Origin of the sequence: Streptomyces sp. SM11 (genome assembly GCF_002910905.1) — a bacterium.
GTDB lineage: Bacteria > Actinomycetota > Actinomycetes > Streptomycetales > Streptomycetaceae > Streptomyces.
On record NZ_NEUE01000136.1, the window covers coordinates 1 to 24,619 of the forward strand.

Sequence of the window (24,619 nt, forward strand, 5' to 3'; positions counted from 1 at the left end):
CCGGAAGGCACCCCGTGACCTCCACCGCGTCCCGTCCCGGCGACACCGGGCACGGCGCCCGCGCCGAGCGCTTCGCCCGCCCCGTGTTCCTCGCCTTCCTCATCGCCGCCGCAGTCGACCTGGCCGGGCTCCTCGCCGGGGCCGAGACCGTCCACCTGGTCGCCAAGCCGCTGCTGATGCCGCTGCTCGCCGGTTACGCGGCACTCCGCGGCGGACCCCGGCTCCTCGTCGCGGCCCTGCTGTTCGGATGGGGCGGCGACGTCCTCCTGCTCGCCGACGACGACCCGGCCTTCCTCGTCGGCATGGGCTCCTTCGCCGTCGGCCATGTCTGCTACCTGACGCTGTTCGGCCGCGACCGGGCCCGCGCGCCGCTGGCCACGGGGGCCGGATACGTCCTCGTCCTCGTCGTCTTCCTCGTGCTGATCTGGCCGGACCTCCCGGCGGACCTGCGCGTCCCGCTGACCGGCTACAGCCTGCTGCTCACCGCCATGGCCTGGCGGGCGGGCGTGCTCGGGCGGTACGCGGCGGTCGGCGGGGCGCTCTTCCTGCTCTCCGACGCCCTCATCGCCACCGGCATCGCCGAATGGCCGCAAGCGCCCGTTCCCGACTTCTGGGTGATGCTCACCTACATCGCCGCACAGGCCCTCCTGACCCTCGGGGTGCTCACGGCGGGGGCGGCCCGGGGAACCGGGCGAACCGGGGCGTACCGTGAGCGGGGTACCAGCAGCTGAGACCGGCAAGGATCCCGTACGTATGCGCGCCACCGTCATCCACGCCCCCCACGACATCCGGGTGGAGGAGGTGCCGGACCCGAGGATCCAGCACCCCGCCGACGTGGTGCTGAGGGTCCTGCGGGCCTGCATCTGCGGCAGCGACCTGTGGGCCTACCGGGGCGAGTCGGCCCGGCGGCCGGGTCAGCGCATCGGCCACGAGTTCCTCGGCGTCGTCGAGGACGTGGGACCCGGCGTCAACGGCTTCGCCGTCGGCGATCTGGCCGTCGCCCCGTTCGTCTGGTCCGACGGCACCTGCACCTACTGCGCAGAGGGCCTCACCACCTCCTGCCCCGAGGGCGGCTTCTGGGGCTCGGTCGGCCCGGACGGCGCGCAGTCGGACGGCGGCCAGGGCGAGGCGGTCCGCGTCCCCCACGCCGACGGAACCCTGGTCAAGCTCCCGGCCGCCGCCGCGTCCGACGACCGTCTCCTCACCGCCCTGCTGGCCCTCTCCGACGTGCTCGGCACCGGCCACCACGCCGCCGTCGGGGCGGGCGTGACCCGGGGCGGCACCGTCGCGGTCGTCGGTGACGGCGCGGTCGGCCTGTGCGGGGTGCTCGCCGCGAAGAGGCTCGGCGCGGAGCGCGTCATCGCGCTCGGCCGCCACACCGCCCGCACCGACATCGCCCGCCGCTTCGGCGCGACCGACGTGGTCGCCGAACGTGGCGAGGCCGCCCTCGCCGCCGTCCGCGAACTGACCCGGGGCGAGGGCGCGCACAGCGTCATCGAGGCCGTCGGCACCGAGCAGTCGATGCGCACCGCCCTCGGCATCGTCCGCGACGGCGGCTCCATCGGCTACGTGGGCGTCCCGCACGGCAGCGCCACCGGCGTGGACCTCGGCGTGATGTTCGGCCGGAACATCGCCCTGCGCGGCGGCGTCGCCCCCGTACGCACGTACCTGCCGGAACTGCTCCCCGACGTGCTGGACGGCACGATCGACCCGTCCCCCGTCTTCGACCGGTCCATCGGCCTGGACGAAGTGGCCGCCGGCTACCAGGAGATGGACGAGCGGACCGCGCTGAAGGTACTCATCACGCCATAGCGCCCCGGCACAGGGCGAGGGCCCGGGGAGAACACCCTCCCCGGGCCCTCGCTCCTTGCTCGGTCATGTGCCTACCAGCGCACCGCGTCCAGCGCGTCGACCACTCCGGCCCCGTAGAAGCCGTTGTAGTGCTTGCCGCCCTCGCAGACCGCGTCGATGACGCCGTCACCGTTGATGTCGTACGGCTCACCGCACGCCTTCGCGTCCGCCTGGAGCGTCAGCAGCGCCTTCACCACGGCCGGCGAGGCGTAGGGGTGCTTGGACTTGATCAGCGCCACGACGCCCGCGACGTGCGGGGACGCCATCGACGTACCGGCCTTGTAGCCGAACTTGCCGCCCGGCAGGGTCGACAGGATCAGCCCGCTGACGGCCGGCGCCTCGGGGGTCTGGTAGACCGTCGAGTCACCGCCCGGGGCCGCCACGTCGATGATCCCCTTGCCGTAGTTCGAGTACGAGGACTTCAGGCCCTTCGCACCCGTCGCGGAGACCGTCACGACACCCGGCAGCATGGTCGGGATGTCCGGGCAGACGCTCGGGTCGATCGTCCGCGTCACCGTCTCGGTGTCGTTCGGGCTGGTCCTGTCCTCGATCGCGTCGACCGCCAGATCGTGACGGGAGTTCCCGGCCGCCGCGACGTTGACCGTGCCCTTGCGCTCCGCGTACTTCACGGCACGGGTGAGGGCGTCGACCAGGGCGCCCTGGTCCGGGTCGTTCTTGCAGTTGAACAGCCATGGGTCGGTGTAGTAGCTGTTGTTGGTCACCTCGACGCCGTGCTCGGCGGCCCAGAGGAACCCGCAGACGACGGCCTCGGTGTAGAAGAACCCGTCCGGGTTCGACACCTTGATGCCCGACACCTTCACGCCCGGGGCGACGCCGGTGATCCCGGCGCCGTTCTTGGCGGCGGCGATGGTGCCCGCCACATGCGTCCCGTGGTTGCTCTCGCCCGCCGCCGGCCGCCAGGAGCCGGCGGTGGTGTCCGGAGCCCCCGAGACGCAGTTGGCCGAGGCGCGGCTGTCGAAGTTCGGGGCCAGGTCCGGGTGGGTGTCGTCGACGCCCGTGTCGATGACGGCGACGGTCACCCGCTTCGAGCCCAGCGACTTCTTGTGCGCCTGGTCGGCCTTGATCGCGGGCAGCGACCACTGGAGGGGCTCCAGCGGGTCCTCGCCGGCCTTCGCGTCCGCGGCGGCGGCCACCGCCTGCTCGGCGGTGAGCGGCTCCGCTATCGATCCGACGTCCTTGGTGGCCTGGGGAACGATCGGGTTCGTGCGGGTGGCGCCCGCCGACTCCACGCCGCGTACCCGGCGGATCGTTTCGCCGAAGGACGGGTTCTGTGAGTGGACGACGATGACGCCGATCTGCTCATAGGCGATGACGACCGTGCCGCCGGCCTTGGCGATCGCCTTCTTGACCTTCTTCACGGTGCCGTGGTTGCCCCGGGTGTTGACCACGTAGGACAGCTTCGGCCCGTCGGTCCGGGTGCTCGCGGCGGCCTGCTCGCCGGTGGGCGCCGCCGTGGCCGTCGCCGTCGGGAGGAAGCCGAGCGAGGCGGTCAGCGCGAGTCCGACGGGCACCGCGAGTGCGCGGGTCCGTCTCGATGCCAGATGAGCCATGGGTTCTCCACATCATCCGTGCCGATCGACCGGGCACCTGGCGTGCTCGGTCGCGTACATGACGAGTGAAGCTATCGCTGATCATCCCGGTGCATCAACGCTTACGGGCAAGTGAGTTCGAAGAGTGATCTGTGCGGCCGAATGTGGACGGTTGGCTTCCGGGCAACCGGACGCACCGCGACACCTCCGAGAAGGCGAAAGACGCGGTGAACCGCTTCGTCGCACCCTCCGTGCCGTTGTCCAGGAGGTACATCACCGTCCCCCCGGTAACGAGGCCTCCCATGACACCCAATGTCCCCCAGATCGCCGCACCCGCGTCGCGAGGAGATTCCGTGGCTACCGATGCACCGCCGCCCGAAGGCGGTTCGCCCGCCGGACCCGTCCAGCCCACCACCGAGGCGTTCGTCGCGATGCAGACGAGCCCGGACTTCGCCGACCTGCGCCGCTCCCACCGCTCCTTCGCCTTCCCCTTGACCATCGCCTTCGTGACCTGGTACCTGCTCTACGTCCTGCTCTGCAACTACGCGGGCGGATTCATGGCCACCGAGGTCGCCGGCAACATCAACATGGCGCTCGTCCTCGGACTCGCCCAGTTCGCCACCACCTTCCTCATCGCCTGGCTCTACTCCCGGCACGCCGCCACCAAGCTCGACCCCAAGGCCGACGCGATCAAGTCCCGTATGGAGGCCGACGTATGAGCGCCGTCCACACCCTCTATCCCGCCGTCCAGCTCGCCGCCACCGAGGGGGCGAGCGAGCACCGGCCGCTGATCATCACGCTGTTCGCCACCTTCGTCGTGGCGACCCTCTTCATCACCGTGTGGGCGGGCCGTCAGACCAAGAGCGCCGCCGACTTCTACGCGGGCGGCCGCCAGTTCACCGGATTCCAGAACGGTCTCGCGGTCTCCGGCGACTACATGTCGGCCGCGTCCTTCCTCGGTATCGCCGGAGCCATCGCGCTCTTCGGGTACGACGGCTTCCTGTACTCCATCGGCTTCCTCGTCGCCTGGCTCGTCGCCCTGCTCCTGGTCGCCGAACCGCTGCGCAACTCCGGCCGCTACACCATGGGCGACGTCCTCGCCTACCGGATGCGTCAGCGCCCCGTCCGCACCGCCGCCGGCACGTCCACGATCGTCGTCTCGATCTTCTACCTGCTGGCCCAGATGGCCGGCGCGGGCGTCCTCGTCTCGCTGCTGCTCGGCATCACCAGCGACGGCGGGAAGATCCTCATCGTCGCCCTGGTCGGCGTGCTCATGATCCTCTACGTCACCATCGGCGGCATGAAGGGCACCACCTGGGTGCAGATGGTCAAGGCCGTCCTGCTCATCGCGGGCACCCTGCTCATCACCTTCCTGATCCTGCTGAAGTTCAACTTCAACATCTCGGACCTGCTCGGCACCGCCGCCAGCAACAGCGGAAAGGGCGCGGCCTTCCTGGAGCCCGGTCTGAAGTACGGCGTCGACGGCATCTCGAAGCTGGACTTCATCTCCCTGGGCGTCGCCCTGGTCCTCGGCACCGCGGGCCTGCCGCACATCCTGATCCGCTTCTACACCGTGCCCACCGCCAAGGCCGCACGCAAGTCCGTGAACTGGGCGATCGGCATCATCGGCGCCTTCTACCTGATGACGATCGTGCTCGGCTTCGGCGCCGCCGCGATCCTCAAGCCGGGCGACATCATCGCCTCCAACAAGGCGGGCAACACCGCGGCACCACTCGCCGCACTGGAGATCGGCGGAGGCTCCGGATCCACCGGCGGCGCCATCCTTCTCGCGGTGATCTCCGCCGTCGCCTTCGCCACCATCCTCGCCGTCGTCGCCGGCCTCACCCTCGCCTCCTCCTCGTCCTTCGCGCACGACATCTACGCCAACGTCATCCGCAAGGGGCAGGCCACGGAGAAGGAGGAGGTCCGCGCCGCACGCTGGGCCACCGTCGCCATCGGCGTCGTCTCCATCGGCCTCGGCGCCATGGCTCGCGACCTGAACGTCGCCGGGCTCGTCGCCCTGGCCTTCGCGGTCGCCGCCTCCGCCAACCTGCCGACGATCCTCTACAGCCTCTTCTGGAAGCGCTTCACCACGCAGGGGGCCCTCTGGTCCATCTACGGAGGCCTCGCCTCCTCCGTCCTGCTGGTGCTGTTCTCGCCGGTCGTCTCCTCCAAGCCGAGCTCGATGTTCCCGGGCGTCGACTTCGCCTGGTTCCCGCTGGAGAACCCCGGCCTGATCTCGATCCCGCTGGGCTTCCTGCTCGGCTGGGTCGGCTCGCTGCTCTCCAAGGAGAAGCCCGACACGGACAAGTACGCCGAACTGGAGGTCAAGTCCCTCACCGGCGTCGGAGCCCACTGAGCACACCGGAGCGGGCCCCTTCGGCTCATCACCGACGGACCCCGTCGGCGCATCACCCATGACCAGCGGCCGGGCCGCGTCGTAGAGTCCTACGACGCGGCCCGGCCGCACCTCGTGGCAAACGGGCCATCCCGATGTCGGCGGTCTCACGTAGGCTCGTAGGCAAGAGCGACCGCACCACCGCGGACACCACCGGGGGAGGGACCCACCGTGCTCATCGACACCTATGACCGGGTCGCCACCGACCTGCGCGTGTCACTCACCGACAAGTGCAACCTGCGCTGCACCTACTGCATGCCGGAAGAGGGCCTCCAGTGGCTCGGCAAGAGCGAGCTGCTCTCCGACGACGAGATCGTGCGCCTGATCCGTATCGCCGTCACCTCGCTCGGCATCACCGAGGTCCGCTTCACCGGCGGCGAGCCCCTGCTCCGCCCCGGCCTCGTCTCCATCGTCGAGCAGTGCGCCGCGCTCACCCCGCGGCCCCGCATGTCGCTCACGACCAACGGCATCGGACTCAAGCGGACCGCCGGCGCACTCAAGGCCGCGGGTCTCGACCGGGTCAACGTCTCGCTGGACACCCTGCGCCCCGACGTCTTCAAGACCCTCACCCGCCGTGACCGCCACAGGGACGTGCTGGACGGCCTGGAAGCCGCCCGCGAGGCCGGACTCACCCCGGTGAAGGTCAACTCCGTCCTGATGCCGGGACTCAACGACGACGAGGCCCCCGAGCTCCTCGCCTGGGCCGTGGCCAACGACTACGAGCTCCGCTTCATCGAGCAGATGCCCCTCGACGCCCAGCACGGCTGGAAGCGCGACGGCATGATCACCGCCGGGGACATCCTCACCTCGCTGCGCACCCGCTTCACCCTCACCGCCGAGGGCGACGAGTCCCGCGGCTCCGCCCCCGCCGAGCGCTGGACCGTCGACGGCGGCCCGCACCGCGTCGGCGTGATCGCCTCCGTCACCCGCCCGTTCTGCCGCGCCTGCGACCGCACCCGGCTCACCGCCGACGGCCAGGTCCGCACCTGCCTCTTCGCCCGCGAGGAGACGGATCTGCGCGGGGCACTGCGCGGGGACGCGCCGGACGAGGAGATCGCCCGGCTCTGGGAGGCGGCCATGTGGGGCAAGAAGGCGGGCTCCGGACTGGACGACCCGTCGTTCCTGCAGCCCGACCGCCCGATGTCGGCGATCGGCGGCTGAGGATCGAGACTTCCGGGGCGGGCGGCCGGGGCTCAGGCCCCGGTCTCCTTCCCGTCCCCGGATTCCCAGTCCTTCAGCGCCACGACGTCCTTGAGGAAGCCCCGTACCCCGAGGAACGAGGACAGATGCTCCCGGTGCTCGTCGCAGGCCAGCCAGGTCTTGCGCCGCTCGGGCGTGTGCAGTTTGGGGTTGTTCCAGGCGAGCACCCACACGGCGGCGGCCCGGCAGCCCTTGGCGGAACAGAGCGGTGAACCGGTGGGACTCTCGGCGGACGTCTCGGGAAAAATCACATGGCCCAGCCTAAGTCAGGTGCTCCGGCGGCTTCCTGACGCACCCCCGGCCGGAGAAAGGGCGACGCCGAGCAGCCACGGGGGGAGCTGCCCGGCGTCGGTCCGTCGCTCCGACGGGGGATGCGGAGCGCACTCGAAGTATGTCACGGGGACCAGGGTGCGGTGCACCGGAACGTCATGATTGATCTGAGCTTTTCCTCAACTCTGCGGGACCCGTGGGATCAGGTGTGCTCGTGTGGCGGCGGGACCCGGCCGGACGCCCCCTCGGCGCCCCCGGACTCCGCCGGACCGGTCACCGGAGCGGCCTCCAGGGCAGGCTGCATCGGCATCCGCACGAACGTCGTCGGCAGCGAAGTCGCTTTCTCCCGGCCCGCGTTGGCGATGACCACCGCCACGTACGGCAGCAGCACGCCCAGGACGAGTGCCACGATCGCCACATGCCGCTCCACGTTCCACAGCACCGCGGCCAGCACCACCGACACCGTGCGCACCGACATCGAGATCACATAGCGCCGCTGCCGGCCCCGGACGTCGTCCTCCAGACCCTGACGGGCGCCCGTGATCCGGAAGGCCTCCGTACCCGCGTTCTTCCGCAGCATGCTCCACCACCAGATCTCGTCGCCGGACGCTCCCGGACCGGGCCGCATCCACGGTACGCCCGCCGCCCGCCGGGCGGGCGACCGGGGCGCGTTCGGCGGACGGGGCCGGGTTCCCCCGGACGGCCCAACCGGGCATGCGTCGCCCGGACCGCGGGCCAAGACTGGGCGGACGCGCACTCCGCGCCGTATGAGGAGGCGAAATGAGCTGGTTGTGGGCAATCATCGTGGGATTGGTGCTCGGTGTCATCGCCAGAGCGATCCTGCCGGGCAAGCAGGACATCCCGCTCTGGCTGACGGCCGTGTTCGGCATCCTCGGCAGCATCCTCGGTAACGCCGTGGCCGGATGGATCGGTGTCGAGGACACCAAGGGCATCGACTGGATCCGTCATGTGCTGCAGCTGGCGGGCGCCGTCGCGGTCGTCGCCGTCGGCGACATGGCCTGGCAGGCGTTCCGGGGCAACCGGAAACAGAGAACCTGACTCCCGAGTCACCACGACACCGAGGTCAGCACAGCGCCGCGGCCGGACACGTGAGAAACGCGTGTCCGGCCGCGGCGCCGTCATGCGCGGGAGGTCAGTCCGCCGGGCGGACCTCCACGGCCGCCAGGTTCTTCTTGCCCCGGCGCAGCACCAGCCAGCGCCCGTGCAGCAGGTCCCCGGCGTCCGGCGCGACCTCGCCGTCGGCGACCTTCACGTTGTTCACGTAGGCGCCGCCCTCCTTGACCGTGCGACGTGCCCCCGACTTGCTGGGCGCCAGACCGACCTCCACCAGCAGGTCCACCAGCGGACCCAGCTCGACGACCGCGGCGTGCGGCACCTCGGACAGAGCCGCGCTCAGCGTCGCCTCGTCCAGCTCGGCCAGGTCGCCCTGCCCGAACAGCGCCTTCGACGCCGCGATGACGGCGGCGCACTGCGCACCGCCGTGCACCAGCGTGGTCAGCTCCTCGGCCAGCGCGCGCTGCGCGGAACGCGCCTGCGGCCGCTCCTCGGTCAGCTTCTCCAGCTCCTCCAGCTCCGCGCGGCTCTTGAAGCTGAGGATGCGCAGGTAGCGCGAGACGTCCCGATCGTCCACGTTCAGCCAGAACTGGTAGAACGCGTACGGCGTCGTCATCTCCGGGTCGAGCCAGACGGCGCCGCTCTCGGACTTGCCGAACTTCGTCCCGTCCGCCTTCGTCATCAGCGGCGTCGCCAGCGCGTGCACGGTGGCACCCGGCTCCAGCCGGTGGATCAGGTCGATGCCCGCGGTGAGGTTGCCCCACTGGTCGCTGCCGCCCTGCTGGAGGGTGCAGCCGTGCCGGCGGTACAGCTCCAGGAAGTCCATGCCCTGGAGCAGCTGGTAGCTGAACTCGGTGTAGCTGATGCCCTCCTGCGACTCCAGCCGCCGGGCGACCGAGTCCTTGGTGAGCATCTTGTTGACCCGGAAGTGCTTGCCGATGTCCCGCAGGAACTCGATCGCGGACATGCCCGCGGTCCAGTCCAGGTTGTTGACCATCGTCGCCGCGTTCGGGCCCTCGAAGGTGAGGAAGGGCTCGATCTGCCCCCGCAGCCGCCGCACCCAGGCGGCGATGGTCTCCGGGTCGTTCAGCGTGCGCTCGGCGGTGGGCCGCGGGTCACCGATCTGGCCCGTCGCACCGCCCACCAGCGCGAGCGGCTTCAGCCCGGCCTGCTGGAGCCGCCGCATGGTGAGCACCTGCACGAGGTGCCCCACGTGGAGGCTGGCGGCGGTCGGGTCGAAGCCGCAATAGAAGGTGACGGGACCGTCCGCGAGAGCCTTGCGCAATGCGTCCTCGTCAGTGGACTGGGCGAACAGCCCGCGCCACTTCAGCTCGTCGACGATGTCCGTCACGGTTCCGGTGCTCCTTATGACTGGCGGAGATGCTGATAGAGATGTACGGGTCAGTCTAGGCGGGTCACACCCCCGGGCTGACCGAGCTCATGTTGAAGTCCGGGATGCGCAGCGCGGGCATCGCGGCCCGGGTGAACCAGTCGCCCCACTCGCGCGGCAGCGTCTTCTCCGTACGCCCCGCCTCCGAGGCGCGGGACAACAGGTCCACCGGCGACTCGTTGAACCGGAAGTTGTTCACCTCGCCGACGACCTCGCCGTCCTCGACCAGATAGACACCGTCCCGGGTCAGCCCGGTCAGCAGCAGCGTCGCCGGGTCCACCTCGCGGATGTACCAGAGGCAGGTCAGCAGCAGCGCCCGCCCGGTCGTCGCGGCCACCATCTCCTCCAGCGACCGCTCGCCCCCGCCCGCCAGCAGCAGGTTGTCGATGCTCGGGGCGACCGGCAGCCCGGTCAGGCCCGCCGTGTGCCGGGTCGTCGTCAGCCGCTCCAGCCTTCCCTCCCGGACCCAGTCCGTCGGGGCCAGCGGCAACCCGTTGTCGAAGACGGAACCGCCGTCGCCGGAGGAGTGGGCGATCACGAACGGCGCCGACTCCAGGCCCGGCGCGTTCGGGTCGCTGCGCAGGGTGAGCGGGAGCGGGGCGAGCGTCTCGCCCAGCCGCGTACCGCCGCCCGGTGTGGAGAACACCGTCCGGCCCTCGACGGCGTCCCGTGCGGTCGACGACCAGAGCTGGTAGATCAGCAGGTCCGCGACCGCGGTCGGCGGCAACAGCGTCTCGTACCGGCCTGCCGGCAGCTCGATGCGCCGCTCCGCCCAGCGCAGCCGTCGCGCCAGCTCCGCGTCCATCGCCGCCGGGTCGACGTCCTTGAAGTCCCGGGTCGCCCGGCCCGCCCACGCGGAGCGTGTCCGGTCCGGCGACTTCGCGTTCAGCTCCAGCGTCCCGTTCGGCTGGTCGTGGCGCAGCCGCAGCCCCGTCGACGTACCCATGTAGGTGGAGGTCAGCTCGTGGTTCGCGAACCCGTACAGCTCACGGCCCCCGGCCCGGGCGCGGGCGAAGGCCGTACCGAGCGTCGGGGCGAAGTCCGCGAAGACCTCCGAACCGGTCTCGGCGGGCGCGTCCGTGAAGTCGGGGGAGGCGGGCACCCCGCTCACCAGCGGCTGCGCGTCCTCCGCCGGACCCGCGCCCCGGGCGGCGGCCTCGGCGGCGCGCACCAGCGGCTCCAGGTCGTCCGTGGTCACCGCGGACCGGGAGACGACGCCGGACGCGGTGCCCTTCGCCCCGTCCGCGGTCGCGATGACGGTCAGGGTCCGCCCCCGGGTCACCCCGTTCGTGGTGAGTGCGTTGCCCGCCCAGCGCAGATTGGCGGAGGACTCCTCGTCGGCGATGACCACCAGGCCGTCCGTGGTGGACAGCTCCAGGGCCCGCTCGACGATCTCGTACGGCTTGCTGACGCGGCTCATCGTCCGGCCTCCTGCGTCGTGTTGAGACTGTGCCTACCCGGGGGACGACCCCCGGACCCCCAGCCGGTTCCGTGGTCGCGGCTCATCGTCCCGCCTCCTGCGTCGTGTTGAGGATGTTGACACCCCGGAAGAGGGCGGAGGGGCAGCCGTGCGAGACCGCCGCGACCTGGCCCGGCTGGGCCTTGCCGCAGTTGAACGCGCCGCCCAGCACGTACGTCTGGGGACCGCCGACCTTCTCCATCGAGCCCCAGAAGTCCGTGGTCGTCGCCTGGTACGCCACATCGCGCAGCTGCCCGGCGAGCCTGCCGTTCTCGATGCGGAAGAACCGCTGCCCGGTGAACTGGAAGTTGTGGCGCTGCATGTCGATCGACCAGGACCGGTCGCCGACCACGTAGATCCCGCGCTCGACCCCGCCGATCAGGTCCTCCGTGGACAGCCCGCCCGGATCCGGCCGGAGCGACACGTTCGCCATGCGCTGCACGGGGACGCGGCCCGGCGAGTCCGCGAACGCGCAGCCGTTGGAGCGGCCGAGCCCCGTCAGCCTCGCGATCCGGCGGTCCAGCTGGTAGCCGACCAGGGTGCCGCCCTTCACCAGGTCCCACGACTGAGCCTCGACGCCCTCGTCGTCGTACCCGATGGTCGCGAGACCGTGCTCGGCGGTGCGGTCGCCCGTCACGTTCATCACGGGCGAGCCGTACGCCAGCTTGCCCAGCTGGTCGAAGGTGGCGAACGAGGTCCCGGCGTACGCCGCCTCGTACCCCAGCGCCCGGTCCAGCTCGGTGGCGTGGCCGATCGACTCGTGGATGGTCAGCCACAGGTTCGACGGGTCGACGACCAGGTCGTACACACCCGCCTCGACGCTCGGCGCGCGCATCTTCTCCGCGAGCAGCCCGGGGAGCCGCTCCAGCTCGCCGTCCCAGTCCCAGCCGGTCCCGGTCAGGTACTCCCAGCCCCGGCCCGCCGGCGGCGCGATGGTCCGCATCGAGTCGAAGTCACCGCTCGTGCCGTCCACCGCGACGGCCGTGAACTGCGGGTGGATCCGCACCCGTTGCTGCGTGGTGACGGTGCCCGCCGTGTCCGCGTAGAACTTGTTCTCGTGCACGGTCATCAGGGACGCGTCCACATGCGCGACGCCCTCCGCGCCCAGCAGCCGCCCGCTCCACTCGGCGAGCAGTGCCGCCTTCTCCTCGTCCGGTACGGAGAAGGGGTCGACGTCGTAGGCCGAGACCCAGGTCCGCTCGCCGTGCACCGGCTCGTCCGCCAGTTCGACCTTCTCGTCCGACCCGGCCGCCGCGATCACCTTGGCCGACAGCTTCGCCATCGCGACGGCCTGCGAGGCCACCTTCGCGGCCGCGTCCATCGTCAGGTCGACGCCCGATGCGAACCCCCAGGCGCCGCCGTGCACCACCCGCACCGCGTACCCGAGGTCTGTGCTGTCCGACGCCCCGGCCGGCCGGGCGTCCCGCAGCCGCCAGGAGGCGCTGCGCACCCGTTCCAGCCGGAAGTCGGCGTGGGTGGCGCCGAGTGCTCGTGCTCGGGCGAGCGCCGCGTCGGCCAGCGCGCGCGACGGCAGGGCCAGGAATGACTGATCTACCTCATGGGGCACAGGGAGTTCCCTTCTCGATACACCACGGCAGTGAACCACGCCGGAGGGTGACCGCACCGGGGGATATCCCGTACACGTGGGGCGACCATGCAAGCGTGCGGACTGTAGGAACCCCACAGCGCCCCGGTCAAGCCACTGTCAGGGCCCGATTCCTCGATCGACGCATGGTACCGATAGGTTTTCGACGTACCACACCGTCAAGGAAAGGGTGATCCGTTGAGCCGCTCGGTTCTCGTCACCGGAGGAAACCGGGGCATCGGCCTCGCCATCGCCCGCGCCTTCGCCGACAACGGCGACCAGGTCGCGATCACCTACCGTTCCGGAGAGCCGCCCCAGGTGCTCACCGAGGCCGGTGTCCTCGCGGTCCGCTGCGACATCACGGACGCCGAGCAGGTGGAGCAGGCCTACAAGGAGATCGAGGAGAAGCACGGTCCCGTGGAGGTGCTGGTCGCCAACGCCGGTATCACCAAGGACCAGTTGCTGATGCGGATGTCGGAGGACGACTTCACCTCCGTCCTGGACACCAACCTCACCGGCACCTTCCGGGTGGTCAAGCGCGCCAACCGTGCCATGCTGCGCGCCAAGAAGGGCCGCGTCGTCCTGATCTCCTCCGTCGTCGGCCTCCTCGGCTCGGCCGGGCAGGCCAACTACGCCGCCTCCAAGGCCGGGCTCGTCGGCTTCGCCCGGTCGCTGGCCCGTGAACTCGGCTCGCGGAACATCACCTTCAACGTCGTCGCCCCCGGTTTTGTCGACACCGACATGACCCAGGCGCTCACCGAGGAGCAGCGCAAGGGCATCGTGTCCCAGGTGCCGCTCGGCCGCTACGCGCGGCCCGAGGAGATCGCCGCCGCGGTGCGCTTCCTCGCCTCCGACGACGCGTCGTACATCACTGGAGCCGTCATTCCCGTTGACGGCGGATTGGGCATGGGTCACTGATCACCATGAGCGGAATTCTCGACGGAAAGCGCATCCTCATCACCGGGGTGCTGATGGAGTCGTCCATCGCGTTCCACGCCGCGAAGGTGGCCCAGGAGCAGGGTGCCGAGGTCATCCTCACGGCCTTCCCCCGCCCCACCCTGACCGAGCGCATCGCCAAGAAGCTGCCGAAGCCGGCCAAGGTCATCGAGCTGGACGTGACCAACCAGGAGCACCTGGACCGGCTGGCCGGCCTGGTGCGCGAGGAGCTCGGCTCCCTGGACGGCGTCGTCCACTCCATCGGCTTCGCGCCGCAGGACGCGCTCGGCGGCAACTTCCTCAACACGCCGTTCGAGTCCGTCGCCACCGCGATGCACGTCTCGGCGTTCTCGCTGAAGTCGCTGGCCATGGCCTGCAAGCCGCTGATGAGCGAGGGCGGCTCGATCGTCGGCCTCACCTTCGACGCCCAGTACGCCTGGCCGCAGTACGACTGGATGGGCCCGGCCAAGGCCGCGCTGGAGGCCACCTCCCGCTACCTCGCCCGTGACCTGGGCAAGGACGGGCTGCGCTGCAACCTCATCTCCGCCGGGCCAATCGGCTCCATGGCCGCCAAGTCCATCCCGGGCTTCTCGGACCTGGCCGACGTCTGGAACCACCGCGCCCCGCTCGCCTGGGACATGACCGACCCGGAGCCGGCCGGCCGCGGCATCGTGGCCCTGCTCTCCGACTTCTTCCCGAGGACGACGGGCGAGATCATCCACGTCGACAGCGGCGTGCACATGATGGGCGCCTGACCCGCACGGCGGCCCCGCGACGGCCCCCGGCCGCGTACCCCCTCCCGGTTCTCCGGAGGGGGTACGCGGCCGGGGGCCGTCGCGCAGCCCGTGGCCGCCCGCTGCCGTTCCGGTCGAAAAGTCGGACGATCCACCGCAGAATGAGGAGGAACCGGACTTCTGGTCAGGCTGCGGGAGGGAGATCGCCGTGCGTCCCACGCGCCGCCGAACCCGTCTCCTCCTGGCCGCCCCGGTGGCCGTCGCCGCCCTCGCCGTACCCCTGGGAGTACACGCCGCCAGAGGGGCCGACTCCGGCACGGGAGAGGGGCCCCCGAAGCCCGAACCGGCCGGCTCCGAGTGCCGTACGTCCGTCGAGGGCTCCCGGGTCGTCGCGTACTGCCACAACCCGTACCCCTCCACCGACCTCGTCCGGCTGCACACCGAATGCGACCGCTGGTGGGACGTCGACGCGGACGGCGCGGCGGTCGCGGTGGAGCCCGGCCGGACCGTACGGCTGGAGGACCGCTGCTGGAAAGAGGTCGCCACGGCCTGGGTCAGCCACCACCCCGCCCCGCTGTGAGCGGGCCCCGAGGGGTCATACCCGGTCCGTCAGGCAGTGCAGCGCGTGGCTCGCCGCCTCGGCCGCCGCCGTCTCCGCGTCCCCGGCCCGGATCGCCTCGACCAGCCGGCCGTGGTCCATGTGATTCTCCGGCAGCAGCTCGGGGCCCACATCGCCACGCAGATAGTCGCGCAGCAGGTCCCCGAGGTCGGCGTAGAGTTCGGTCAGGACATCGTTGTGCGATGCCGCGACCACCGCCAGGTGCAGCGTCGCGTCCGCCGCCACGAACGCCTCCGCGTCCCCCGACGCCCAGGCCTCCTCCCGGCGCGCCATCAGCGTGTCCAGCTGCCGCAGATCCCGCTCGGTGCGCCGGACCGCCGCAAGCCGGGCCGCCGACGACTCCAGCGTCGAGCGCAGCTCCGCGACATGACGGGGATCGGCGGCCGCGAACCTGCGGTGCATCACCCCGGCCAGCTCGCTCGTGGCGATCACATAGGTGCCGGAGCCCTGCCGGATGTCCAGCAGCCCGTTGTGCGCGAGGGCCCGCACGGCCTCGCGCACGGTGTTACGGGCCACGCCGAGCTGCTCGACCAGCTCGGGCTCGGTCGGAATCCGCGAGCCGACCGGCCACTCGCCCGAGGTGATCTGGTTCCGCAACTGGGCGATCACCTGGTCGGAGAGTGCCGAACGCCGTGGAGACGTCAGCGCCATGGTGCTCCTTGCTCGTGAGCTGTCAGGTCCGGGCCGGATTCTCTCAAGGAAATCCGGGGGATCCCGGGGGTCCCGGAGATTCGCGCGATTGGACAATCAATCATCCCATGATTCTATGATGCCTCCATGCCGGACGACGAGACGCAGACCCCGACCCTGAACCGCGGCGGCGCCGCGCGCACGCCCCACGACACCCGGGCCCAGCTGCTCCCCGGTGCGGCCGAGGCTCCCGCGCCCTGGCTGCTGCGCCTCATCGCCGTGGGACTCGTCCTGGCCGCACTCAACCTGCGTCCCGCCATCACCAGCCTCGGCGCCCTCCTCGAAGAGGTCCGCCAGGGACTGCACATGAGCGGGAGCGTGGCCGGCGTCCTCACCTCCGTACCGCCGCTCTGCTTCGCGGTCTTCGGGGTCATGGCGCCGCGCCTGGCCCGCCGCTTCGGCGCGGGCGCCGTCGTCTGCGCGGGCATGGCCGCCATCGCGGCCGGCCTGCTCGTCCGCCCGTACATCGGCTCCACCGCCGGCTTCCTGGCCGCCAGCGCGCTCGCCCTGATGGGCATCGCCGTGAGCAACATCCTGATGCCGGTGATCGTCAAGCGCTGGTTCCCCGACCGCGTCGGCACCATGACCGGCCTCTACTCCATGGCCCTGGCCCTCGGCACCGCGCTGGCCGCCGCCGTCACCGTCCCCGTCACCGGGGCGCTGGGCGGCGACTGGCAGACGGGTCTCGTCGTCTGGGCCGTGCTCGCCGCCGTCGCGGTGCTGCCCTGGATCGTCCTCGTACGCGACCGCACCCCGGCCCCCGGTACGTCCCCTTCGGGCTCGTCCACATCCGGTCCGGCCGCCTCCGGCACACCGGCCGCGGAAGCTCCGGCCCTCCGGATCACCCGCAGCCGCACCGCCTGGGGCCTCGCCTGCTTCTTCGGGCTCCAGGCCACGGCCGCGTACATCACCATGGGCTGGATGCCGCAGATCTTCCGCGACGCCGGGGTCTCCGCCGGCACGGCCGGACTCCTGCTCGCGGTCACCATGGCGATGGGCGTTCCGCTCGCCTTCGTCATCCCCCGGGTCGCCTCCCGGCTCAAGCAGCAGGGCCCCATCGTCGTCGTGCTCGGCCTGTGCGGCCTGAGCGGCTACAGCGGCCTCTACCTCGCCCCCGCCGCGGGCGCCTGGGCCTGGGCCCTGCTCCTCGGCGTGGCCAACTGCGCCTTCCCGCTCGCCCTCACCATGATCGGCATGCGGGCCCGGTCCGGCGCGGGCGTGGTCCGGCTCTCCGCCTTCGCCCAGTCCACCGGCTACCTGCTCTCGATCCCCGGCCCGCTGCTCGTCGGCGTGCTCTACCAGCACAGCGGCGGCTGGGGACTGCCGATCGCCCTGATGGCGGGCCTCATGATTCCCCAGATGGTGGCCGGGATCCTCGCGGGCCGGGACCGGACGATCGAGGACGAATGCTGAGATGCGACACTGACGTCATGCCAGTGCTCGATCCGAATCCCCAGAACGGCCAGAAGAAGCTTCTCCTCGTGTTCGGGGCGATGCTCCTCATCACCGTCGTCATCGGTGTGATCGCCACGATCGCCTCGCCCTGACGCCCGAGGACCCGGTGGACCCCGTGGGGGTGGGGCCAGCACCCCCTTTCCCCTAGGGGGCCAGGGTCAGGGTGAAGTGGGTGGGTCACCGGATGGGACCGGCCGCTCCCACTCCGTAGGTTCTTCGGTAACGACCCGATGACCAACGGAGGCGGACATGCCGGCACCGACGCACACCAGGTCCCACCGACCGGCCGCGGACGGCGTCGAGATCCGGTTGCCCTGGTGGGCAGTCGCCCTGCCCGCCGTCGCGTTCGCCGCTCTGCTGCTGATGATCCTCAGCCCCGGACAGGCCCGGGCCGCCACCGGCGACCCCGCGCTCGGACAGCTGGTCGAGCGCGCCCTCCAGCTGCTGTCCCGCTGAGGCGAAGCCGCCCCGGAGCGGCGCGCCAACTACCCGGACGAGCACGTCAACACCCTGCGCCCGAGGCCGCATTTCATGCGAAGCTGAGGTGTATGAGCGTTGAGACACCTCGCAGGATCGTCCTTCTCCGGCATGCCAAGGCGGAATGGTCACAGGCTTCCGATCATGAGCGCCCGCTGGCCGAGCGCGGCCGCAAGGACGCGCCCGTGGCCGGCCGCAGGCTCGCCGATTCCGGCATCGATTTCGATCTGGCCCTCTGCTCCAGTGCCGCCAGGACGCGGGAGACCTGGAAGCTGGCGGTCCATGAATTCTCCCAGCGACCCCGGACCGTCTACGAGCAGAGGCTGTACGAGGCCTCCCTCGGCGAACTGATCGCCCTGTTCAACGAGACCCCGGACGAGGTCCGCAACCTCCTGGTCATCGGCCACAACCCCGGGATGCACGGGGCCGCCGACGCCCTCTCCGGCTCGGCCGAGGACGACACGCTGGCCCGGATGACCCGGGACGGCTTCCCCACGGCCGCCTACGCCGTGCTGGAGTTCCCCGGCTCCTGGAAGAGCGTGGAGCACGGGGCGGGCAAGCTCACCGAGTACTGGACGCCGAACGACTGAGCGGTCTCCCGTACCCCTGACCACGCGAACGCGCTGGGCCCCGGCACATCTCCTGGATGCGACCAACAGCATCCGTCCCCTGTGCCGGGGCCCTCCTGCGTATACCTCCGGAACCGGCGGCTCCGGGCGGCTCCGGGGTCGTCAGTCGACGAGACCGTCCGCCGCCTCGACCTCCTCGCGGGTGATGCCGAGCAGATAGAGCACGGTGTCCAGGAACGGCACGTTCACCGCGGTGTGCGCCGCCTCGCGGACCATCGGCTTGGCGTTGAACGCGACGCCGAGTCCGGCGGTGTTCAGCATGTCGAGATCGTTCGCCCCGTCCCCGATCGCCACCGTCTGGGCCAGCGGCACCCCCGCCTGCTCGGCGAAGCTCCGCAGTAGCCGTGCCTTGCCCGCCCGGTCCACCACCTCGCCGACGACCCGGCCGGTGAACTTGCCGTCCACCACCTCCAGGGTGTTGGCCGAGGCGAAGTCGAGGCCGAGCTGTTCCTTCAGGCCGTCCGTGACCTGGGTGAAGCCGCCGGAGACGACGCCGACCTGATAGCCGAGCCGCTTCAGCGTACGGATCAGGGTGCGGGCGCCGGGGGTGAGCCGTACCTCGGTGCGGACCTTGTCCACCACCGAGGCGTCCAGCCCGGCCAGCAGCGCGACCCGGGCGTGCAGCGACTGCTCGAAGTCCAGCTCGCCGCGCATCGCCTGCTCGGTCACCTCGGCGACCTCGGCCTCGCAGCCCGCGTGCGCCGCGAAGAGCTCGATCACCTCGTCCTGGATCAGTGTGGAGTCGACGTCCATGACCACCAGCCGCTGGGCCCGCCGGCTCAGCCCGGCCGAGACGACCGCGACGTCCACGCCGATCTCCGCGGCCCCGGTCGCCAGCGCGGTCCGCAGCTCCGCGGTCCCGGTCCCCGACACCGCGAACTCGACAGCGGTGACCGGGTACTTCGCCAGCCGGAAGATACGGTCGATGTTCCCGCCGGTCGAGGTGATGGTGGCCGCTATGGCGGCGGTCGACTCCGCGGTGAGCGGGTGCCCCAGCACCGTCACATGGGAACGGCCGTCACCGCGGGGACGGTTGTCGCCGATGCCGGAGATGATCTCGGCCTGCAGTTTCAGGGAGTCGGCCCAGCTGTGCACGGTCGCTCGCAGATCGCCCTCGGTCGTTCCGCCCGCGGTGGGCGCGGTGACCAGGGCGCACAGCACGATGCGGCCCCGGGTGACGACCTGCTCGATGTCCACGACGTCGACCGAGTACGCGGCGAGGGTGTCGAAGAGCCCGGCGGTGATGCCCGGACGGTCCTTGCCGAAGATCTTGACGAGAAGCGTGGGTGCGTCGCCGCCCGGAGGGGTCCCGTCGCCGGTCCCGTCGACCCGACGGGGCTCAGGGGGCTCAGAAGGCTCAGGAGATGAGAGGGGCTGAGGTGGCTGAGGTGGCTGAGGTGCGCTCATGGTGCTCCCACCGTATCGGTCCCGCCACCTCCTCCGGCCGTCCGTCCCGAGTGCCGGACGGAATCGGCCCGGCACCGCCCGCGGCAGCGCCCGCGGAGCCGGGCGGCGGTTCCTTCCCGGCCCGGCGAGGAGTCGCAGATCTGGCCGGTACGGGTCTTGCGTCCGGCCGCGCCAGGTGTCTCGTATCTGCCGTTATGAAGTCACTGAAGGTTCTCTGGTCGGTAATCAGCTCTTCATCCGGACTTCTTCCGTTCCGATCCTGTTTCACCCCCCCCGGATCGGGGTGGTCGCGCAGGTCTCCGGGCGCTCTATACCCGCCCGACTTTCGGATCGGGGACTGGTCCTGGAATAGTTCCCCACGATGTTCAGCATCCCTAGACTCCCTGCGACGGGGGTAACACGGGGGACAACTAGTGGGGCGCGGAGTGCCGGAACTCGTACTGGAATTGAATGGCAGCACCTGGACGCTCGATCCGTCCAGGTCGTACACCCTTGGACGTGATCCGCAGGGCGACCTGACGATCGACGACGCCAGAGTGTCGTGGCGGCATGCCACGATCAGCTGGAACGGCCGCAGTTGGTCCATCGAGGACCACGGCAGTACCAACGGCACCTACGTGCAGGGCCAACGGATCCAACAGGTGGAAATCGGCCCCGGCTCGGTGCTGAACCTGGGCAACGCCACCGACGGGCCCCGGGTGAGCTTCAGCCCCGCCGCGGGTGCCGGTGTCGCCGGCGGTCAGGCGGCCGGAGCCCAGCAGGCTCCGGTGCAGCAGCCCCACCAGCAGCCCCAGGGCGGCGGCGCGGGCTGGCACGGACAGCAGGCACCCGCGCACCAGGCCCCGGCTCAGCAGCAGGCCTGGCAGCAGCAGGCCCCGCACCAGCAGGTGCCGCACCAGCAGGGCCCCGGGCATCCGGCCGGTCCGGGACAGGGCGGTGCCGCGGGGGCGCCACCGGTCTACGGCGACCGCAGCCCGACGACGTTCCACCAGCTGGCCCTCGGCCGGGTCATGCGCATCGGCCGTGCGCTGGAGAACGAACTGGTCATCTCCGACCTCCAGGTCTCCCGCAACCACGCCGAGTTCCACGCGACGCCCGACGGCCGCTTCGAGATCCGTGACCTCGGCTCGCACAACGGCACGTACGTCAACGGTCTGCCGCTCCACAAGTCCGGCTCGGCCCTCATCGGCCCGAACGACATCGTCGGCGTCGGTCACTCGACGTTCCGGCTGGTCGGCGAACGGCTGGAAGAGTTCGTCGACACCGGCGAGGTCTCCTTCTCCGCCCGCCACCTCACGGTGACGGTCGACGGCGGGAAGCAGATCCTCAAGGACGTCTCCTTCGGCGTCCCGGAGAAGTCGCTGATCGCGGTCATCGGCCCGTCCGGTTCCGGAAAGTCCACCCTGCTCAAGGCGCTCACCGGCTACCGGCCCGCCAATCAGGGAGATGTCCTCTACGACAACCGGAACCTGTACAAGCAGTTCGCCGAGCTGCGCCAGCGCATCGGTCTGGTCCCGCAGGACGACATCCTGCACAAGGAACTGACCGTCACCAAGGCTCTCAAGTACGCGGCCAAGCTCCGCTTCCCCGCGGACACCACCGAGGCCGAGCGCCAGTCCCGGATCACCGAGGTCCTCGCCGAGCTCAAGCTCGACATCCACAAGGACAAGAAGATCACCTCGCTCTCCGGCGGCCAGCGCAAGCGCGTCTCGGTCGCCCTGGAGCTGCTCACCAAGCCCTCGCTGATCTTCCTGGACGAGCCGACCTCCGGCCTCGACCCGGGCATGGACCGTGACGTCATGCAGCTGCTGCGCGGCCTCGCCGACGACGGCCGCACGGTGCTCGTGGTCACGCACTCGGTCGCCGAGCTGGCGATCTGCGACAAGCTCCTCGTGATGGCGCCCGGCGGTTCCGTCGCCTACTTCGGTCCGCCGGAGGAAGCGCTGAACTTCTTCGGCTACACCAGCTGGGCCGACGTCTTCTCCGCCTTCGAGAACTACCGCGACTACGACTGGGCGGGCCGCTGGCGCGGTTCGCAGCACTACCAGATGTACGCGGCCGACATCGACGCGGTGGCGGCTCAGCCGGTCAACACGCCACCCCCGCAGCAGATGCGCCCGCCGAAGCCGCAGACCTGGGGCACGCAGCTGTGGACCCTGGTGCGCAGGTACGTCTCCGTCATCGCCTCCGACAAGCTCTTCCTCGGCCTGATGGTGGCGCTGCCCGCGATGATCGGTGTGCTGAGCGCGGTCATCCCGGCGGACTTCGGACTGGCCGCGCCCACCCCGCCGGCCCGGTTCAACTCCAAAGCCGGGATCATCCTGCTGATCCTCGCGTTCGGCATCTGCTTGGCCGGCTCGGCCAACTCCGTACGAGAACTGATCAAGGAACGCGTCATCTACGAACGGGAGCGGGCCACTGGCCTCTCCCGATCGGCCTATCTGATGTCCAAGGTGATAGTGCTCGGCGTGATCACGGCCTTCCAGAGCGTCGTCCTCTGCGGCATCTGCTTCGCCGCCCGTGAGCTGCCGGCCGAGGGCCTGTTCATGCCTCCGGCCGTCGAGATCTGCCTCTCCATCGTGGTCCTCGGGTTCACCTCGATGATGTTCGGCCTGGTGATCTCCGCACTGGTCAAGACCTCCGAGATGACCATGCCGCTGCTGGTCATGTTCGCGCTCGTCCAGGTGGTCTTCACCGGCCTCCTCTTCCAGCTGTACGGATCACTCGGCCTGGAGCAGTTCGCCTGGCTGATGCCGTCCCGCTGGGGCGTGGCCGCGGCCGGCACCACACTGGACCTGGCCCACGTGATGCCGCCGTGGGACCCGAAGAACCCGACCGACCTCGACGTGCTGTGGGAGCACACGGCGACCCAGTGGGGGATCAACATCTCCGTGCTGCTGGTGATCGGCCTCATCTGCGGTGTCGCGGTCGCCCGCCTGCTGCGCCGCCACGAGCCCGAGGTCATGCGCAAGTAGGGGCCGTACGGAACGACGCCGGAGGCCGGAACCCCCGCGGGGGTTCCGGCCTCCGGCATGTGTACGGCCGTGCTCAGCTGTGCGGCCGGGCTCAGTACGCGCTGTTCACGTTGTCCATGGAGCCGTAGCGGTCGGCGGCGTAGTTGCAGGCGGCGACGATGTTGGCGACCGGGTCGTACAGGTCCTTCTTGGTGCCCGCCACGTGGTAGCGGTCGAAGGTCGGCTGGATCACCTGGAGCAGCCCCTTGGACGGGACGCCGTTGCGGGCGTTGATGTCCCAGTTGTTGATGGCCCAGCGGTTGCCGCTGGACTCCCGGATGATGTTGCGGTGGATCCCGTCGTACGAGCCCGGGATGCCTTCCTTCTTCATGATCGACATGGCCTCGCGGATCCAGCCGTCCAGGTTGTTGGCGTAGACGGGCTTGCGCGCGGTGGAGCGGTTCGCGGCCTCGGTGCCGCGCTTCTTCGCGTCCGCCTTGGCCTTGGCGGCCTTGTCCTTCGCGTCGGCGGCGGCCTTCGCCTTCGCCTTGGCGTCCGCGGCGGCCTTGGCCTTCGCCTTGGCGTCCGCGGCGGCCTTGGCCTTCGCGGCGTCGGCGGCCTTCACCAGCTTCTCGGCGGTGGAGTGCTGTTCGATCATGCTGTTCTGCACGGTCCTGGCCTGCGCGGAGCTGGCGGTGAAAGCCACGGGTGCGGCGGCGGCCGCCGCCTGCGGGGCGATCTCGGCCTCGGCGTTCGACGGGACGAGCGAGAAGGTCAGGGCGGCGACGCCAAGGGCCGACACACCGGCCACGGAGATCTTCTGGACCTTGTTCAGACGACGGACACGGCTGGGTATGCGAGTCGCAGACATGTAGGGCTACCTCTTCGAACGCTCAGGTGTCCTCACGGAGGACGAGACCGGAGGCGGTGATGCGTACCTCCGTCGGGGACGAGAGCAATTCTTAGCGGCAGCAAAATCCTGTGGCAAAGGTGTGACGTACGAAGCCGGGTAGTGGGAGAGGGTCCTGTTCGTCCGAAATGAGCCCCGCATGCGCCAGCTCAAATCGCCTTTATGTGTCCACTAGGTATGTTCGTAAGTGACGTAGGCCCTATGCCTGGGCTCACATCGGCGACGTAACAGTCTCACCACTCGTTGCTGGAGTAATTCGGAGTGTTACGTTCCTCATCCGGTAGGAGGAGATGGACGTCCCCGAACTCGTGCCAGAGGTACCGCTCCTGGAGCGCCGCCTCGTACCCGCGGCGCAGCGCCTCCCGCCCCGCCACCGCCTCCAGCATCAGCAGATGCGAGGCCTCCGGCTCGTGCAGCCCGGTCAGCAGCCCGTCCACCACCCGCACGCCGCGCCGCGGCGTCACCACCAGATCCGTCCACCCCGCCACCGGCCGCACCACCCCGTCCGCCCCCGCCGCCGACTCCAGCGCCCGCACGGCCGTCGTCCCCACCGCGATCACCCGCCCGCCCGCCGCACGGTCCTCGCCCCGCGCCGCCCGTACGGCGTTCACCAGCCACGCCGTCGCCGCCGGCACCGAGAACCGCTCCGGGTACGGCGGCTCGTGCGCCTCCGCCGAGGCCACCCCCGTATGCAGGGACAGCGGAGCGAACAGCACCCCCCGGCGTACCAGCTCCGCCACCAGCGCGGCCGTGAAGGGCCGCGCCGCACTCGGCATCTCCGCCGAGCCGCTCCCGTCCGGCGAGGGCGCCGCGAACACCGTCTGGTACGCCGCCGGCGGCTGATCCCGATCCGTGTACCCGTACCGGATCGGCCGCCCGTACCGCCGCAACAGCTCCGGCACCGGCTCCGGCACCCGCGCCCACCACAGCCGGGCCCCCGCCGCCGGACCCAGCGGCTCCTCCAGCACCAGGGCGTTCCCGCCCGGCAGCCGCACCACCGCCCCCGCCGGACCGCCCGGCCGCGGCCCGGT

The 24,619-nt window shown here is 70.7% G+C and carries 24 protein-coding genes; 14 read left to right on the forward strand and 10 right to left on the reverse strand.

All coding sequences use genetic code 11. The annotated features are described in order from the left end of the window. Positions 1-14 precede the first annotated feature (14 nt). Positions 15-731, forward strand: coding sequence for a lysoplasmalogenase (locus B9S58_RS10735; RefSeq protein WP_103531888.1), 717 nt, complete (start codon positions 15-17; stop codon positions 729-731). 22 nt (positions 732-753) lie between these two features. Further along, entirely contained in the window at positions 754-1,812 is a 1,059-nt protein-coding gene (locus B9S58_RS10740) for a zinc-dependent alcohol dehydrogenase family protein (protein ID WP_103531889.1), read from the forward strand. Positions 1,813-1,883: 71 nt separating this feature from the next. Here B9S58_RS10740 and B9S58_RS10745 read toward each other — a convergent pair whose 3' ends face one another. Continuing rightward, a complete protein-coding gene (locus B9S58_RS10745) occupies positions 1,884-3,422 on the reverse strand; it encodes a S8 family serine peptidase (protein WP_103531890.1) in 1,539 nt (512 codons plus the stop codon). Between the two features lie 332 nt (positions 3,423-3,754). Between B9S58_RS10745 and B9S58_RS10755 the strand changes: the two genes are divergently transcribed. The 3 genes from B9S58_RS10755 (at position 3,755) to moaA (ending at position 6,960) form a co-directional block, all read left to right on the forward strand. Next, positions 3,755-4,120, forward strand: a complete 366-nt coding sequence (locus B9S58_RS10755) for a DUF485 domain-containing protein (RefSeq protein ID WP_103531892.1) — start codon at positions 3,755-3,757, stop codon at positions 4,118-4,120. Continuing rightward, a complete protein-coding gene (locus tag B9S58_RS10760) occupies positions 4,117-5,760 on the forward strand; it encodes a cation acetate symporter (RefSeq protein ID WP_103531893.1) in 1,644 nt (547 codons plus the stop codon). Before B9S58_RS10755 ends, B9S58_RS10760 begins: the two co-directional genes overlap by 4 nt. A gap of 210 nt (positions 5,761-5,970) precedes the next feature. Then, entirely contained in the window at positions 5,971-6,960 is a 990-nt protein-coding gene (moaA, locus tag B9S58_RS10765) for a GTP 3',8-cyclase MoaA (RefSeq protein ID WP_103531894.1), read from the forward strand. Between the two features lie 32 nt (positions 6,961-6,992). Here moaA and B9S58_RS10770 read toward each other — a convergent pair whose 3' ends face one another. Both B9S58_RS10770 and B9S58_RS10775 read right to left on the reverse strand, forming a co-directional pair. After that, on the reverse strand, positions 6,993-7,250 hold the full coding sequence (locus tag B9S58_RS10770; RefSeq protein WP_103531895.1) for a hypothetical protein: 258 nt from the start codon (positions 7,248-7,250) through the stop codon (positions 6,993-6,995). 221 nt (positions 7,251-7,471) lie between these two features. Further along, a complete protein-coding gene (locus B9S58_RS10775; protein WP_103531910.1) occupies positions 7,472-7,849 on the reverse strand; it encodes a DUF3099 domain-containing protein in 378 nt (125 codons plus the stop codon). A 200-nt stretch (positions 7,850-8,049) separates the two neighbouring features. On the opposite strand from B9S58_RS10775, the gene B9S58_RS10780 reads away from it, so the two are divergent. After that, positions 8,050-8,328, forward strand: coding sequence for a GlsB/YeaQ/YmgE family stress response membrane protein (locus B9S58_RS10780; RefSeq protein ID WP_103531896.1), 279 nt, complete (start codon positions 8,050-8,052; stop codon positions 8,326-8,328). A gap of 94 nt (positions 8,329-8,422) precedes the next feature. Here B9S58_RS10780 and tyrS read toward each other — a convergent pair whose 3' ends face one another. From tyrS to B9S58_RS10795, 3 genes are all read right to left on the reverse strand, one after another. After that, complete coding sequence (tyrS, locus tag B9S58_RS10785; RefSeq protein ID WP_103531897.1) at positions 8,423-9,694, reverse strand: tyrosine--tRNA ligase; 1,272 nt, start codon at positions 9,692-9,694, stop codon at positions 8,423-8,425. Between the two features lie 64 nt (positions 9,695-9,758). Continuing rightward, positions 9,759-11,153 carry a metallopeptidase TldD-related protein gene (locus B9S58_RS10790; RefSeq protein WP_103531898.1) on the reverse strand — a complete coding sequence of 465 codons (1,395 nt, stop codon included), beginning with the start codon at positions 11,151-11,153 and terminating at the stop codon, positions 9,759-9,761. An 82-nt stretch (positions 11,154-11,235) separates the two neighbouring features. Continuing rightward, a complete protein-coding gene (locus tag B9S58_RS10795; protein ID WP_103531899.1) occupies positions 11,236-12,759 on the reverse strand; it encodes a TldD/PmbA family protein in 1,524 nt (507 codons plus the stop codon). 216 nt (positions 12,760-12,975) lie between these two features. Between B9S58_RS10795 and fabG the strand changes: the two genes are divergently transcribed. From fabG to B9S58_RS10810, 3 genes are all read left to right on the forward strand, one after another. Then, on the forward strand, positions 12,976-13,695 hold the full coding sequence (fabG, locus tag B9S58_RS10800) for a 3-oxoacyl-[acyl-carrier-protein] reductase (protein ID WP_103531900.1): 720 nt from the start codon (positions 12,976-12,978) through the stop codon (positions 13,693-13,695). Between the two features lie 5 nt (positions 13,696-13,700). After that, complete coding sequence (gene fabI, locus B9S58_RS10805) at positions 13,701-14,468, forward strand: enoyl-ACP reductase FabI (RefSeq protein ID WP_103531901.1); 768 nt, start codon at positions 13,701-13,703, stop codon at positions 14,466-14,468. Positions 14,469-14,655: 187 nt separating this feature from the next. Then, complete coding sequence (locus B9S58_RS10810) at positions 14,656-15,027, forward strand: hypothetical protein (RefSeq protein WP_103531902.1); 372 nt, start codon at positions 14,656-14,658, stop codon at positions 15,025-15,027. A gap of 15 nt (positions 15,028-15,042) precedes the next feature. On the opposite strand, the gene B9S58_RS10815 is transcribed toward B9S58_RS10810, so the two are convergent. Further along, positions 15,043-15,717 carry a FadR/GntR family transcriptional regulator gene (locus B9S58_RS10815; RefSeq protein WP_103531903.1) on the reverse strand — a complete coding sequence of 225 codons (675 nt, stop codon included), beginning with the start codon at positions 15,715-15,717 and terminating at the stop codon, positions 15,043-15,045. Positions 15,718-15,843: 126 nt separating this feature from the next. Here B9S58_RS10815 and B9S58_RS10820 point away from each other — a divergent pair, with 126 nt between their 5' ends. The 4 genes from B9S58_RS10820 (at position 15,844) to B9S58_RS10830 (ending at position 18,278) form a co-directional block, all read left to right on the forward strand. Beyond that, complete coding sequence (locus tag B9S58_RS10820; RefSeq protein ID WP_103531904.1) at positions 15,844-17,169, forward strand: CynX/NimT family MFS transporter; 1,326 nt, start codon at positions 15,844-15,846, stop codon at positions 17,167-17,169. Between the two features lie 17 nt (positions 17,170-17,186). Continuing rightward, entirely contained in the window at positions 17,187-17,303 is a 117-nt protein-coding gene (locus B9S58_RS38925; protein WP_007446146.1) for an SGM_5486 family transporter-associated protein, read from the forward strand. A gap of 157 nt (positions 17,304-17,460) precedes the next feature. After that, positions 17,461-17,667: a hypothetical protein gene (locus B9S58_RS10825; protein ID WP_103531905.1), complete on the forward strand. Its 207-nt coding sequence runs from the start codon at positions 17,461-17,463 to the stop codon at positions 17,665-17,667. Positions 17,668-17,759: 92 nt separating this feature from the next. Continuing rightward, positions 17,760-18,278: a histidine phosphatase family protein gene (locus tag B9S58_RS10830; RefSeq protein ID WP_103531906.1), complete on the forward strand. Its 519-nt coding sequence runs from the start codon at positions 17,760-17,762 to the stop codon at positions 18,276-18,278. Between the two features lie 141 nt (positions 18,279-18,419). On the opposite strand, the gene serB is transcribed toward B9S58_RS10830, so the two are convergent. Beyond that, positions 18,420-19,724, reverse strand: coding sequence for a phosphoserine phosphatase SerB (gene serB / locus B9S58_RS10835; protein ID WP_103531907.1), 1,305 nt, complete (start codon positions 19,722-19,724; stop codon positions 18,420-18,422). Positions 19,725-20,137: 413 nt separating this feature from the next. Between serB and B9S58_RS10840 the strand changes: the two genes are divergently transcribed. Then, entirely contained in the window at positions 20,138-22,699 is a 2,562-nt protein-coding gene (locus B9S58_RS10840) for an FHA domain-containing protein (RefSeq protein ID WP_103531908.1), read from the forward strand. A 91-nt stretch (positions 22,700-22,790) separates the two neighbouring features. Here the strand turns inward: B9S58_RS10840 and B9S58_RS10845 are convergent, their stop codons facing one another. Continuing rightward, positions 22,791-23,549 carry a transglycosylase SLT domain-containing protein gene (locus B9S58_RS10845; protein WP_103531909.1) on the reverse strand — a complete coding sequence of 253 codons (759 nt, stop codon included), beginning with the start codon at positions 23,547-23,549 and terminating at the stop codon, positions 22,791-22,793. A gap of 272 nt (positions 23,550-23,821) precedes the next feature. Then, a partial coding sequence (locus B9S58_RS10850) for an S-adenosylmethionine:tRNA ribosyltransferase-isomerase (protein ID WP_146063491.1) occupies positions 23,822-24,619 on the reverse strand: 798 nt, incomplete at its 5' end.